11 protein-coding genes are annotated in these 14317 nt (G+C 55.6%); 4 read left to right on the forward strand and 7 right to left on the reverse strand.

From position 1 onward, the window contains the following. Positions 1–563: 563 nt before the first annotated feature. The 3 genes from I6L53_RS16825 (at position 564) to I6L53_RS16835 (ending at position 5505) form a co-directional block, all read left to right on the forward strand. The gene (locus I6L53_RS16825) at positions 564–1340 is read left to right on the forward strand and encodes an MBL fold metallo-hydrolase (protein ID WP_042324650.1); all 777 of its coding nucleotides are present in this window, start codon (positions 564–566) and stop codon (positions 1338–1340) included. A gap of 18 nt (positions 1341–1358) precedes the next feature. Continuing rightward, a complete protein-coding gene (locus tag I6L53_RS16830) occupies positions 1359–2327 on the forward strand; it encodes a GlxA family transcriptional regulator (protein WP_042324653.1) in 969 nt (322 codons plus the stop codon). Positions 2328–2427: 100 nt separating this feature from the next. Continuing rightward, the gene (locus tag I6L53_RS16835) at positions 2428–5505 is read left to right on the forward strand and encodes a beta-galactosidase (RefSeq protein ID WP_042324655.1); all 3078 of its coding nucleotides are present in this window, start codon (positions 2428–2430) and stop codon (positions 5503–5505) included. A gap of 152 nt (positions 5506–5657) precedes the next feature. On the opposite strand, the gene I6L53_RS16840 is transcribed toward I6L53_RS16835, so the two are convergent. From I6L53_RS16840 to prpB, 6 genes are all read right to left on the reverse strand, one after another. Next, on the reverse strand, positions 5658–5990 hold the full coding sequence (locus tag I6L53_RS16840; protein WP_042324657.1) for a hypothetical protein: 333 nt from the start codon (positions 5988–5990) through the stop codon (positions 5658–5660). A 29-nt stretch (positions 5991–6019) separates the two neighbouring features. After that, complete coding sequence (locus tag I6L53_RS16845) at positions 6020–6253, reverse strand: type II toxin-antitoxin system Phd/YefM family antitoxin (protein ID WP_042324659.1); 234 nt, start codon at positions 6251–6253, stop codon at positions 6020–6022. Positions 6254–6362: 109 nt separating this feature from the next. Continuing rightward, positions 6363–8249 (reverse strand): propionate--CoA ligase, encoded by a 1887-nt coding sequence (gene prpE, locus I6L53_RS16850; RefSeq protein ID WP_042324663.1) that lies wholly within the window; start codon positions 8247–8249, stop codon positions 6363–6365. Between the two features lie 36 nt (positions 8250–8285). Further along, positions 8286–9737: a bifunctional 2-methylcitrate dehydratase/aconitate hydratase gene (locus tag I6L53_RS16855; RefSeq protein ID WP_042324664.1), complete on the reverse strand. Its 1452-nt coding sequence runs from the start codon at positions 9735–9737 to the stop codon at positions 8286–8288. Positions 9738–9776: 39 nt separating this feature from the next. After that, the gene (gene prpC / locus I6L53_RS16860; protein ID WP_042324865.1) at positions 9777–10946 is read right to left on the reverse strand and encodes a bifunctional 2-methylcitrate synthase/citrate synthase; all 1170 of its coding nucleotides are present in this window, start codon (positions 10944–10946) and stop codon (positions 9777–9779) included. Positions 10947–11054: 108 nt separating this feature from the next. Continuing rightward, on the reverse strand, positions 11055–11936 hold the full coding sequence (prpB, locus tag I6L53_RS16865) for a methylisocitrate lyase (protein WP_042324666.1): 882 nt from the start codon (positions 11934–11936) through the stop codon (positions 11055–11057). 251 nt (positions 11937–12187) lie between these two features. On the opposite strand from prpB, the gene prpR reads away from it, so the two are divergent. Beyond that, positions 12188–13783 carry a propionate catabolism operon regulatory protein PrpR gene (gene prpR / locus I6L53_RS16870; RefSeq protein ID WP_042324667.1) on the forward strand — a complete coding sequence of 532 codons (1596 nt, stop codon included), beginning with the start codon at positions 12188–12190 and terminating at the stop codon, positions 13781–13783. Positions 13784–13861: 78 nt separating this feature from the next. Here prpR and yahO read toward each other — a convergent pair whose 3' ends face one another. Then, on the reverse strand, positions 13862–14137 hold the full coding sequence (yahO, locus tag I6L53_RS16875; protein ID WP_042324669.1) for a DUF1471 family periplasmic protein YahO: 276 nt from the start codon (positions 14135–14137) through the stop codon (positions 13862–13864). Between the last annotated feature and the right edge of the window lie 180 nt (positions 14138–14317).

Raw genomic sequence — 14317 nt, forward strand, 5'->3', positions numbered from 1 at the left:
AAAGATTGTATTGGAAGCTATCAAATCCATATCGAAGAGTAAACGCGGTAAATTATTTAAAAAATGATCTTAAATTATTTTCTACCTAACCATTTCACAATATTAAATCAATAAAAACAACAGGATAAATTAAAACCTTACAAGAACTCATTTAATATGATCATGACTATTAAAAAAAACACCCACGTTAATTTATGACAAAAACAAGACGTTACCTCCCTTGTCAACGATATAACCCCGTCAACGTTTAAATCCTTTTATGCTTTTTTATTTCATCTTAACCCCGTTAAATAAGACAGGATATTTAGAAAAGACGTTCATATTTTTATTATCATGTTCGTAAAGGCTTCTCAATTATGCTTCTGACTGAGGATATAACATCTCCTGGCTATCGCGCGGTGAATATCGCTGCGACGCCACGGAAAAGCCGCATAGCACTTCTGTTTCACTGTTGGGGTTCACCCTGTTGGCCCAATCCCATCGTTATTCGCCCATTTGCCCATATGCAGTTTCTGGTCAACACTCCAGGATAACGCCACTGGCCCCTCACGTGGAGTATCACCATGAACATCACCCATATTCGCAACGCCACCCAGTTGATTACCTTTGGGGGGACAACCTTTCTCGTCGATCCGATGCTTGCCCCGAAAGGTGCGTACCCCGGTTTTCCCGGCACGGCGCGGGCGGGGCTCCGTAATCCAACGGTTGAACTCCCTTGCGATCTCAACACCCTGTTGCAGGCCGATGCGCTGATCGTCACCCATCTCCATGCGGACCACTGGGACGACATCGCCGCAAAGGTCGTGCCGAAAGAGAAGCCGATTTACGTACAGAACGAACAGGATGCGCAAACCCTGCGGACGCAGGGTTTTAGCCGACTCACGGTGCTGACGGACAATACCCGGCTGGGCGAGATCACGTTGCGTAAAACGGGCGGCCAGCATGGATCCGACCGGCTGTACGCCATTCCCGCCATGGCTGAGCGAATGGGTGATGCCTGCGGGATTGTGTTCCAGCACCCACAAGAAAAAACGCTGTATCTGGTCGGCGATACTATCTGGCGCGATGAGGTCGAAGCCAACATGGTCACATTCCAGCCTGATGTGGTGATACTGAACGCCGGGTTTGCGCACGTGATCGGTTTTGGTGCCATCATCATGGGGGCTGAAGATGTGCTGAAAACCCACTTCGTTCTGCCTGATGCGCAGATTGTGGCGATTCACATGGAAGCGATAAACCACTGCCTGCTGACGCGTACCGCGCTCAGGGAATACGCCCGCGATAACCAGATTGCAGAATATGTCCAGGTACCGGAAGATGGGGAAACCCTGACGTTCTAACCCCAGCCGAGGAAACGTATGCGCCCCGTCACCGTCGCGATCGTCGCCGCTGAAGATTTCAGTCCGTTTCACTTCTCGGTGCCATGCATCATGTTCAGTGAAAAAGCGGCGGCAAAAAAACGTTTTGAGGTTCAGGTTTGCGCTGAAACCCCCGGTGTTGTTACCTCCCGGGAGGGCTTTTCCGTCACCGCCCCTCAGGGACTGGCGGCGGTGACCGTTGCCGATATTGTGATTGTCCCCTGGTGGGGAACGCCCTCGCTTCGCCCGCCGCAGTCGCTGCTCGATGCGCTGGTTCAGGCCCGACAAAACGGCGCGCAGGTGGTCGGGCTGTGCCTGGGCGCGTTTGTCCTCGGTTATGCCGGACTGCTGGACGGCAGGCGCGCCGCCACCCACTGGGAGTTTGAAGCCGATTTTCAGGCGCGTTTTCCCGACGCGCACCTGGATATCAACGCCCTGTACGTCGACGATGACGGTATCATCACCTCGGCAGGCACCGCCGCCGTGCTCGACTGCTGTCTGTATCTCATCCGCCAACGATTTGGCAGCACGGTAGCGAATCAGATTGCGCGCCGGATGATTGTGCCGCCGCATCGCGAGGGCGGTCAGGCGCAGTTTATTGCTCAACCGGTGGCGAAAAATACGCAGGATCAACGGATTAACCGCCTGCTGGACTATCTGCGCCAGCATAGCCATGAACAGCACGACCTGGATTCGCTGGCGAAAAAGGTGATGATGAGTCGCCGCTCCCTGAGCCGTCACTTTATGCAAGCAACCGGCTCAGGCGTCGCCCAATGGTTGATCAATGAACGCCTGCGCCGCAGCCAGGAACTGCTGGAATGCACCTCCCTTCCCGTTGAGCGTATCGCCGGGGAGGTCGGTTTTCTGTCCCCGGTGACCTGGCGTCAACATTTTAAGTCCCGCTTCGGCGTCAGCCCGGCTGAATGGCGAAAAACCTTTCGCGGCGTTATGAACGCAAATTCTGAGTGAGTGACTTCACTCATTCCTCTTTCTCATCTTTACAGGCTTTCACTGCGCACCGTATCTTCAGCAACCTGCGAACGAACAATATGCTTAACAGGATACCGCCATGCCTCTGAATACGGACTCCCTCGCCGCCGTACTGGCTCGCCGCGACTGGGAAAATCCCGGCGTCACACAACTTAACCGTCTGGAGGCGCATCCTCCTTTTGCCAGTTGGCGCGATGCCGCAGAGGCACGTGATAACCATCCCTCATCCAGTGTTCGCAGCCTCAACGGCGCATGGAAGTTCAACTGGTTCGCTTCACCGGAAGCGGTGCCAGAAGGTTGGCGACAGCGCGATCTGGATAACGCCGATACGATCGCGGTGCCATCAAACTGGCAGATGCACGGCTATGACGCGCCCATTTATACCAACGTGACCTATCCGATCCCGGTGAATCCGCCGTATGTGCCGCATGAAAACGCGACGGGATGTTATTCGCTCACATTCACTATCAGCGACGCCGAACGTCGCGATGGGCAGACGCGAATTATCTTTGATGGCGTAAATTCCGCTTTTCATCTCTGGTGCAACGGGCGATGGGTGGGCTATGGTCAGGACAGCCGCCTGCCGTCTGAATTTGATCTCAGCGAGTTTCTGGTCAGCGGTGAGAACCGTCTGGCAGTGATGGTGCTGCGCTGGAGCGATGGCAGCTATCTGGAAGATCAGGATATGTGGCGGATGAGCGGTATCTTCCGCGATGTCTCCCTGTTAAACAAACCCGCCACCCAAATCAGCGATCTACGTATCACCACCCACCTTAACGAGGATTTCAGCCGGGCAATATTTACAGCCGACGTCAGAATGCGCGGTGAGTGGCATGACAGTCTGCGTGTGACCGTTCAACTGTGGGATGGCGACGTGCTGACGGACGAAAGCACCGCGCCTTTTGGCAGTGAAATTATTGATGAGCGCGGTGCGTACGGCGATCGCACGACTCTGCGTCTGAATGTCGACCATCCTTCACTGTGGAGCGCCGAAACGCCGTATCTTTATCGCGCGGTCGTACAGCTACATACCGCTGACGGCATACTTATTGAAGCTGAGGCCTGCGATGTCGGCTTCCGCCAGGTGGGCATTGAAAACGGACTGCTGTTGTTGAACGGTAAGCCCCTGCTGATTCGCGGCACCAACCGTCATGAACATCATCCTGAAAACGGTCAGGTGATGGATGAAGAGACGATGGTGCAGGACATCATTCTGATGAAACAGAATAACTTTAACGCCGTGCGCTGCTCCCATTATCCGAACCACCCACGCTGGTACACGCTCTGCGATCGCTATGGTCTGTATGTGGTGGATGAGGCCAACATCGAAACCCACGGCATGGTGCCGATGAATCGCCTGAGCGACGACCCGACCTGGCTGCCCGCCATGAGTCAGCGCGTGACGCGCATGGTACAGCGCGATCGCAATCATCCCAGCATTATCATCTGGTCGCTGGGGAATGAATCGGGACACGGCACTAATCATGATGCGCTGTATCGCTGGCTGAAATCAGAAGATCCTTCTCGCCCGGTGCAATATGAAGGCGGCGGCGCGGACACGGCGGCGACGGATATCATTTGCCCCATGTATGCCCGTGTCGATCAGGATCAGCCGTTCCCGGCCGTACCGAAGTGGTCAATCAAAAAATGGCTGTCGCTGCCCGGCGAACAGCGCCCGCTCATCTTGTGCGAATACGCCCACGCAATGGGTAACAGCCTCGGGGGATTCGCCAAATACTGGCAGGCGTTCCGCCAGTACCCGCGTTTGCAGGGCGGCTTCGTCTGGGATTGGGTCGATCAGTCGCTGATTAAATACGATGACAAAGGCAACCCCTGGTCGGCGTACGGCGGCGACTTCGGCGACACGCCAAACGATCGCCAGTTCTGTATGAACGGACTGGTGTTTGCCGATCGCACGCCGCATCCCTCCCTGTATGAAGCGAAACATGCACAGCAGTTTTTCCAGTTCACGCTGCTGCCTGGCGCGCAACGTCAGATTGAGATCAGCAGCGAATACCTGTTCCGCCATAGCGATAACGAGATCCTGCGCTGGACCCTCGCGCTGGAAGGTAACCCGATTGCCACCGGGGAGGTCACGCTTGATATCGCCCCACAGGGTCGTCAGCTCATCACCCTGCCGGACATTGCACAACCTGACGCGGCGGGCCAGATCTGGCTAACGGTGCGCGTGGAGCAACCGCAGGCAACCGCCTGGTCGCCCGCCGGCCATGTCAGCGCCTGGCAACAGTGGCCGCTGGAAGAAAAACTGAGCGTTATCCGCCCACCGCAAGCCCGTACTGCGCCGCAACTCAGCGTCACTGACGCAGCCTTTCACGTAGCACTTCGCTCGACGCGTTGGGAATTTTGCCGCCAACAGGGCACCTTAACGCAATACTGGATTGACGATGAAGCCCAGCTACTGTCGCCGCTGATCGATCGGTTCACCCGTGCGCCACTGGATAACGATATTGGCATCAGTGAGGCGAACCGCATCGATCCCAATGCCTGGGTCGAGCGCTGGAAAGCCGCCGGACATTATCAGCTCCAGGCGATACTGTTGCAGTGCGATGCTGACGCCCTTGCCGACGCGGTGCAGATCGCCACCGCTCACGCCTGGCAGTATCAGGGCGAAACCTTGTTTATCAGCCGTAAAACCTGGCGTATCGACGGCCACGGCGAAATGCAGATCGCCGTTGATGTCGATGTCGCCAGCGGTACGCCGCATCCGGCACGCATTGGCCTGACCTGCCAACTGGCGCAGGTTGCAGAACGGGTGAACTGGCTGGGACTTGGTCCACATGAAAACTACCCGGATCGCCTGTCCGCCGCCTGTTTTGACTGCTGGGATTTGTCACTGGATGAGATGTATACGCCGTATGTCTTCCCGAGCGAAAACGGTCTGCGCTGTGGTACGCGGGAACTGAAGTACGGGGCGCACGTCTGGCGTGGCGACTTCCAGTTCAACATCAGTCGCTACAGCCAGAAGCAGTTGATGGAAACCAGCCATCGCCATCTGCTGCAACCGGAAGCCGGCACCTGGCTGAATATTGATGGTTTCCATATGGGCGTCGGCGGTGATGACTCCTGGAGCCCTTCTGTGTCTCCAGAATATCAGTTGAGCGCCGGGCGTTATCATTACCAGGTGAAGTGGGGTTAGAGCGCAGTTTAACTGCCTGATGTCGCTACGCTTATCAGGCCTGCGGGCTGGTTTTGTAGGCCGGATAAGGCGTTTTCGCCGTCATCCGGCAACGGTGCCATAACGTTACCTGATAGCGCTATGCTTGTCTGACCCACTATGGGATCCGGGAATTACACCATAATCAACCGCTTGAACAGCAATTGCTGCACATCCTGCCGATGCGCCAGAATCGCATGGGCAGTGACGTGCATTCCGTCAATAGAATACAGAACGCGGTAACCGGCTACATGATTAAATTCGCGATACTTTGCGCAGCCAATCTTTAACAGCTCAGGACAAATCTGGCTTCCCGCAGGAAACTGACCCACAACCTTTTCAAACTGCGTAAGAATATCTGCGACCACCGGGCGAGGCTCAATCTCTGCCCGACGGAGGTGAAGAACAATATCGTTGATACAGTGTCTGACTGTCAGCGTATACTCAAAAGTAATCTTATGTTCCATTTAAGATCCTTTACTGATGGGATTCACTCTCAGTTAGCAATATCATCCAACAACTGATCTTTGGTGAATACACGCCCTTCTGTCTTGTCTTTTTCCGACAGGGTAAGCAATTTCAGCAGTGCGATGGCGTCCTCTCGTTCCTGCTGTTGGTCGTAAGACTCAATAACATAAGCCGGTACGCCATTCTGTGTCACCAGGATGGGTTCAGAGAGATCGAGCGTCGCCGCATTTTTTTTAATATAGCTAATGGTTTCGACTTTCATTGTCAGTTCGTCCTGGTCTCATAATGGTTCAAATATAGACCATATACAGACTGCCAACAAGCACCGCCTGTCTTCTGGCCCGGCAGCACAACGCGACCGGGCCGTCGGTTTACTCCTCCATTGCCTGACGGATTTGCTGTAGCGCCGCCGGATCGTCAAGGGTAGTGAGATCGCCCGGATCGCGCCCCTCGCAAATCGCCTGGATCGTGCGGCGGAGCATTTTGCCGGAGCGGGTCTTCGGCAGTTGCGAGACAAACCAGACATGGGCAGGACGACCAAAATTGCCGATCTGACTGTCCACCAGCGCCATGATCGCCTTCTCTTCCGAATGCGCCACGTCCGGATCCTCGAGGCTATCACTCTGTTTAGGAATGACAAATGCCACCGCCACCTGCCCTTTCAGCGCATCTTTCACCCCCACCACCGCCACTTCCGCCACGTTCGGATAGCTCGAGATACTCTCCTCGATTTCACGCGTGCCCAGCCGATGCCCGGCCACATTGATCACATCATCCGTTCGTCCGAGGATGAAGTAGTAGCCGTCGGCGTCGCGAATCCCCCAGTCAAACGTGGCATATACCTGACGATTGAACAGCGACCAGTAGGTATTCACAAACCGTGCGTCATCGCCCCAGATAGTCTGAATACAGCCGGGCGGCAGCGGCCCTTCGATCACCACCATCCCCTTCTCGTTGGCGCCGCAGGGTTCGCCGGTTACCTCGTTGAGCAACTGCACATTATAGCCGTACATTGGTACGCCGGGGCTGCCGAGGCGAGATGGCCGGTCATCCAGCGCCCGGGCCAGCGCCATGATTGGCCAGCCGGATTCAGTCTGCCAGTAGTTGTCGACCACCGGCACACCCAGCGTTTCGGTCACCCAACTTGCGGTCGGTTCATCCAGCGGTTCACCCGCAAGATAGAGTACCTCCAGCGAAGAGAGGTCGTGATTACGGATCTGCGCGGTCGGAAACTTCTTCAGTACGCGAATGGCGGTCGGTGCCGAGAACATCCGGTTAACCTGATATTTCTCAACGATTTTCCACCATACGCCACAGTCTGGATACGTCGGCAGCCCTTCATACACAATCGTTGCCATCCCCGCTAACAGCGGCGCATAAACGATGTAGGAGTGCCCCACAACCCAACCGATATCCGACGCGCAAAAGAACACGCCGCCCGCTTTGCCGCCAAAAATGGTGTCCATTGAGGTCGCCAGCGCCACGGCATAGCCACCGACGTCCCGCTGCACGCCTTTGGGTTTGCCGGTGGTGCCCGAGGTATAGAGAATACAGGAGGTTTCGTTGGACTCCAGCCACGTCACCGGCCCCCGGGCGCCGAGATGCTGCTGACGCAGAGTGGCAAAATCGAGATCGCGACCGGCAACGCGCGCCATTTTCGCCAGCCCGCGATCCACCAATAGCACCTGCTTCGGCTGATGCTGCGCCTGATCGATCGCATCATCGAGCAGTTTTTTGTAGGGCAGCACTTTACCGCCTCGCGCCCCCGCATCGGCGGAGACAATCAGCACCGGTTTCGCATCATCGATCCGCGCCGCCACGCTGTGCGAAGCAAAACCGCCGAACACCACCGAATGGATCGCACCAATCCGGGCGCAGGCCAGCAGCGTGATATGCGCCTCGGCAATCATCGGCATGTATACCAGTACCCGATCGCCGCGCTGCACGCCAAGCGATTGCAGCATCGACGCCACCACGTTCACTTCGTCATATAACTGACTGAAGGTAAAGGTGCGTTCCTCTTCGGTCTCGGATGAGATGGCGATCAGCGCCAGCGCATCCGGTTGTCTGTCCAGCCAGCGGTCAACAGCGTTATGACACAGATTGGTGGTACCGTCGCAAAACCAGCGGGCAAACGGCGGATTGCTGTGATCCAGCGTCCGGGTAAACGGCTGCTGCCAGTCGATGCGCCGGGCCTGCTCGGCCCAGAATGATTCGGGTTGCGTAACAGAACGCTGATAAAATTCGCTAAAAGACATAACGCTCTCCTGTTGAACTTACGCCTGATGAGGGTTCTAGATGACATAAAGGTCCATGTATTCATTGACCGGCATCTGCTCCAGGCGAGTTCTGTCCAGGGAGACATCCAGGATGCGCTGCTGTTGGCGGGTTGGGAACTGCCGCGCCAGGTTAATTTTGAATTTTTCGATAAGTTTAGGGATCCCGTCGGACCGGCGACGGGCGTGACCAATCGGGTACTCCACCGCCACCTCATCAAAACGCGAACCGTCGGTAAATTCGAGAGTAATGGCATTGGCGATAGCGCGTTTTTCCGGGTCGTGATAGTCCGCGGTAAACGCCGGATCTTCAACGCAGCGAATCTTCGCGCGCAGGGAATCGATACGTTTGTCCTGCGCCACATTGTCCTCATAGTCTGCCGCCGTTAAGCGTCCGAACAGCAGTGGGACAGCCACCATGTACTGAATACAGTGGTCGCGGTCGGCGGGGTTATTCAGCGGCCCCTGCTTGTCGATGATGCGAATGCAGGCTTCGTGCGTACGAATGGTCACCTTCTCGATATCCGCGGCGCGCTTACCTGCCGCCTGCATCTGTGCGTACAGGGCCATTGCCGCTTCGACCGCCGTCTGAGAGTGGAACTCCGCCGGGAAAGAGATTTTGAACAGCACGTTTTCCATCACGTAGGAGCCGTACGGACGCTGGAAGCGGAACGACTCTCCTTTGAACGAGACATCATAAAAGCCCCAGGTTTTCGCCGTCAGCGCCGACGGATAGCCCATCTCACCGGTTTTCGCCATCAGCGCCAGACGCACCGCGCGCGAGGTCGCATCGCCTGCCGCCCAGGATTTACGCGTTCCGGTATTCGGCGCATGGCGATAGGTGCGCAGCGACTGCCCATCGACCCACGCCAGCGAGACCGCGTTGAGGATCTCATCACGCGTCAGTCCCAGCAGTTCGGCGACCACGGCGGTGGAGGCCACTTTGACCAACAGAACGTGATCGAGACCGACGCGGTTAAACGCATTTTCCAGCGCGATACAGCCCTGAATCTCGTGGGCCTTAATCATCCCGGTCAGCACCTGTTTCATCGTCAACGGCGCTTTACCCGCCGCGACCGCATTGCGCGACAGCCAGTCAGCGGTTGCCAGGATCCCGCCGAGGTTATCGGAAGGATGGCCCCATTCCGCCGCCAGCCAGGTGTCATTGAAGTCGAGCCAACGGATCATCGCGCCGATGTTAAAAGCGGCCTGCACCGGGTCGAGCTGAAACTGGGTACCCGGCACACGCACGCCATTGGGCACAACGGTTCCCGGAACAATCGGCCCCATCAGCTTTTTACAGGCCGGATACTCCAGCGCTTCCAGACCGCAACCCAGCGTATCGAGCAGACAGTAGTGCGCAGTGTCATATGCCACCTTCGAGGCGATCTCGTAATTCATTACGTAGTCAACGATATCAACGATTTCACGATCGAATTCCGGGCGAACATTTAAAATTTGAGCAGACATAAGGTACGTTTCCTGTTTTTTATCTTTCGAGGTAATGAATTACTGGCGCCGATCAATCGGCACAAAGACACGATCTTCCGGCCCGGTGTAATTGGCAGACGGACGGATGATTTTGTTGTCCTGACGCTGCTCGATGATGTGCGCCGCCCAACCGGTGACGCGGGCGATAACAAACAGCGGAGTAAACATTTCGGTGGGAACGCCCATCATGTTGTAGGAGACCGCCGAGAACCAGTCGAGATTCGGGAACATCTTTTTCGTTTCCCACATCACCGCTTCAAGTCGGTCAGCGATGTTGTACATCTTTAGCGACCCGCCTTCTTCGGAAAGCTGCTTCGCCACCTTCTTGATCACCTGATGACGTGGATCGGCAAGGGTGTAAACCGGATGGCCGAAACCAATCACCACCTCTTTGTTTTCCACGCGTTTACGGATATCGGCCTCGGCTTCGTCCGGCGTTTCATAGCGCTGTTGAATCTCCAGAGATACTTCGTTCGCGCCGCCATGTTTCGGGCCACGTAGTGCGCCAATCGCGCCGATAATTGCCGAATAGACGTCGGAGCCAGTCCCGGCAATCACCCGGCTGGTAAAGGTGGACGCATTGAACTCGTGCTCGGCATACAGCACCAGCGAGATGTGCATCGCTTTTTCCCAGCTCTGCGACGGCTTTTCGCCGTGCAGCAGGTGCAGGAAATGGCCGCCGATAGAGTCGTCATCGGTTTCCGGCTGGATACGCTCGCCGTTGTGGCTGTAGTGATACCAGTAAAGAAGAATGGAACTGAGCGAGGCCAGTAGCTTGTCGGCGATATCGCGCGCCCCGGAAACGGTATGTCCCTCTTTTTCCGGCAGCGTACAGCCGAGCGCCGATACGCCGGTACGCATGACGTCCATCGGATGCGACGCCGCCGGCAACGCTTCCAGCACGGTACGGACATTGGCCGGCAATCCGCGCAGCGCTTTGAGTTTGATTTTGTATGCCTGAAGTTCATCGCGGGTTGGCAGCTTGCCGTGAATCAACAAATGCGCCACTTCTTCAAATTCGCACTGCTGGGCGAGATCGAGAATATCGTAGCCGCGATAGTGGAGATCGTTACCGCTTTTACCGACGGTGCACAGCGCGGTGTTACCCGCCGGGACGCCGGACAGCGCGACGGATTTCTTAGGTTTAATGACATGGGTATTATTTTGCAGGATCGTAGTGTCGCTCATGTTGTCCTCGTCATTATTATCATGTGTAGGGTATTGAGGGTTTTCGTCCAGGCCGGATAAACGCAGTGCCATCCGGCATTGCCTGATGGCCGCTACGCCTTATCAGGCCTACTTTTTGGTATACAACGCATCCAGCTTCTCTTCGTACTGGTAGTAATTGATGCTTTCGTACAGTTCGTTGCGGGTCTGCATGATGTCGATGACGCTTTTTTGCGTCCCTTCCTGGCGCAGCACGTTGTAGACCTTTTCCGCAGCCCGGTTCATGGCACGGAATGCCGAGAGCGGATAGAGCGCCATCGCCACATTAGCGCTGCGCAGTTCGTCGGTCGTGAACAGCGGCGTGGCGCCAAATTCGGTGATATTGGCGAGAACAGGAACCTGAACCGCATCGGCAAACTGGCGGTACATCGAAAGCTCCGTGATCGCTTCCGGAAACAGCATGTCGGCGCCCGCGTCGACATAGGCCTGCGCACGATCGATCGCCGCCTCTAAACCTTCCACCGCCAGGGCATCGGTACGCGCCATGATCACAAAGTTGGGATCGGTACGGGCATCCACCGCCGCACGAATGCGATCGACCATTTCTTCTTTTGAAACGATCGCTTTATTCGGACGATGTCCGCAGCGCTTGGCACCAATCTGATCTTCGATATGTAGCGCCGCCGCCCCGGCTTTGATCATCGACTTCACGGTGCGCGCGACGTTAAACGCCGAAGAGCCAAAGCCGATATCGGCATCCACCAGCAGCGGCAGCGGACACACGTCGGTGATACGGCGAATGTCTGTCAGCACATCATCCAGCGTGGAGATCCCCAGATCCGGCAGTCCCAGCGAACCGGCCGCAACGCCGCCGCCAGAGAGGTAAATCGCCTGATACCCGGCACGCTGGGCCAGCAACGCATGGTTGGCGTTGATGGTGCCGACAATTTGTAAGGGGTTTTCTTTCGTGAGGGCAGCGCGAAACGCCTGACCCGGAGAATCCAGAGACATAGTCCATCCTCGTGTTATCAACTTGTTACTTACCGTTGATTCACATAAAGCAAGGACTATGCCAAAGGCTGATGACTACAGATTATTTTAAAAAAATACTATGCATAACAATAATATAAGATAAACCCCGCCGCACGGAGCGAAAAAAAGCGTGTCAGCTAACGTTTCACGAAACGCGTACTGCTGTTTCATTGCAACAATTATGAAACAAGACTACACCCAATACTCTGTCCTTTTAATTTGGGTTGGCTATGGCGACGACAAATCTTCCCCCACGGGTGAATGATGACAAACCGGTTATCTGGACGGTCTCGGTGACGCGACTGTTCGATCTGTTTCGCGACATCAGCCTTGAGTTCGATCATCTGGCGACCATCACCCCAATCCAGCTCGGTTTTGAAAAGGCGGTCACCTATATTCGCAAAAAGCTGGCGACCGAACGCTGTGATGCGATCATCGCCGCCGGATCCAACGGCGCATATCTGAAAAGCCGTTTGTCGATTCCGGTGATCCTGATCAAACCCAGCGGTTTTGACGTCCTGCAGGCGCTGGCAAAGGCCGGAAAACTAACCGCTTCCATTGGCGTGGTGACCTACCAGGAGACACTGCCGGCGCTAATGGCCTTTCAGAAAACCTTTAGTCTGCAACTGGAACAGCGCAGCTATATCACCGAAGAAGATGCGCGTGGGCAGATCAGCGAACTGAAAGCTAACGGCGTTGAGGCGGTGGTCGGCGCGGGGCTGATCACCGATCTGGCGGAAGAGGCCGGCATGACCGGTATCTTTATCTATTCCGCCGCCACGGTACGCCAGGCCTTCAGCGATGCGCTGGACATGACTCGCCACACCCAGCGCCGTCCCGGTCATTATGCCTCCGATCAGGCGCTGCGTACCCGCTATGAACTGGGAGATATTCGCGGCGAGTCCGCGCAGATGGAACAAGTGCGCCATACCATTATGCTGTATGCCCGCTCGCCAGCCTCTGTCCTGATTCAGGGGGAAACCGGCACCGGGAAGGAGCTGGCGGCCCAGGCCATTCACCGGGAGTTTTGTACGCGTGCAGGCACGCGTGGAGACAAGTCGACCCATCCGTTCGTCGCAGTCAACTGTGGCGCGATTACTGAATCATTACTTGAAGCGGAGTTGTTCGGCTATGAGGAGGGGGCCTTCACCGGGTCACGACGCGGTGGGCGTGCCGGGCTGTTTGAAATCGCCCACGGAGGGACGCTATTTCTCGATGAGATCGGTGAAATGCCGCTGCCGCTGCAAACCCGACTACTGCGCGTACTGGAAGAAAAAGAGGTCACTCGGGTAGGTGGACATCACCCCATTCCGGTGACGGTGCGGGTGATCAGCGCCACCCACTGTAATCTGGAAGAGGAGATGAAACGGGGACTGTTTCGTCGCGATCTGTTTTATCGTCTGAGTATTTTACGTCTGTCGCTGCCGGCTCTGCGTGAACGCCCCGCGGATATCCTGTCGCTGGCGGAAGGCTTTTTAAAACAATCGCTGTCCGCGCTCAGTGTACCCTTTACCGAGTCGGTGCGCGCCGGACTGACGCAGAGCGCTTGCGTTCTGTTGCAATATCACTGGCCGGGGAATATTCGCGAGTTGCGCAATTTGATGGAACGGCTGGCGCTGTTTTTAAGCGTTGAGCCTATGCCACTGCTGGATGAGCACTTATTACAGCGGTTACTGCCGGAACTGGCGGAGATCGAAACGCCCTCATTCCCGGCATCTTCAGCCACGCCGCAGCAGGTACTGGCGCAGTTTAATGGGGATAAACGTGCCGCAGCCCGCTACCTGGGGATCAGCAGAACCACATTCTGGCGACGCCTGAAGGAATGAATTGTCGGGTGGCGATACACCGCGTCTTACCCAGCCTACAACCCAGAGCAGACCGGAACCACCCGACAATTTTACGAATTATTTCTTCTTGTAAATATTGGCGGTGCCATGAATTTTGTTGTCGGTTTGACCGGAGGTCAGCACGACCACATCAGCACCTTTTTCCTCTGCTTTTTTTAGCAGATCTTCTTTCGCGTCCTGAGTGGAAGTTTCATTGCTGGTATTGATGTTTCCAATCAGGGTGTACTGCGACTCTACCTTCTCAAACTCAGCTTTTGTTAACAGCTCCGCAGCAAACGCATTCGTCGCCACAAAAGCCAACGCAGCAATCAAGACTTTATATCCAGTTTTCATACTAAAGCTCCAGGTTATGTTAAGACGCTATCATCACCCCTGAATCCATGCCGCCATTCAAGGATGATTAATAACTAGTTCAGCTTCCAGGAAAAATCCAGAGCCCCTTCCAGGATATGTTGATTTTGTGGTTTCAGCCTGCTCAGTATGATTTTCACATTCGACGGTATAGTTAAGTCA

This window comes from Citrobacter farmeri, from assembly GCF_019048065.1.
Taxonomy (GTDB): domain Bacteria; phylum Pseudomonadota; class Gammaproteobacteria; order Enterobacterales; family Enterobacteriaceae; genus Citrobacter_A; species Citrobacter_A farmeri.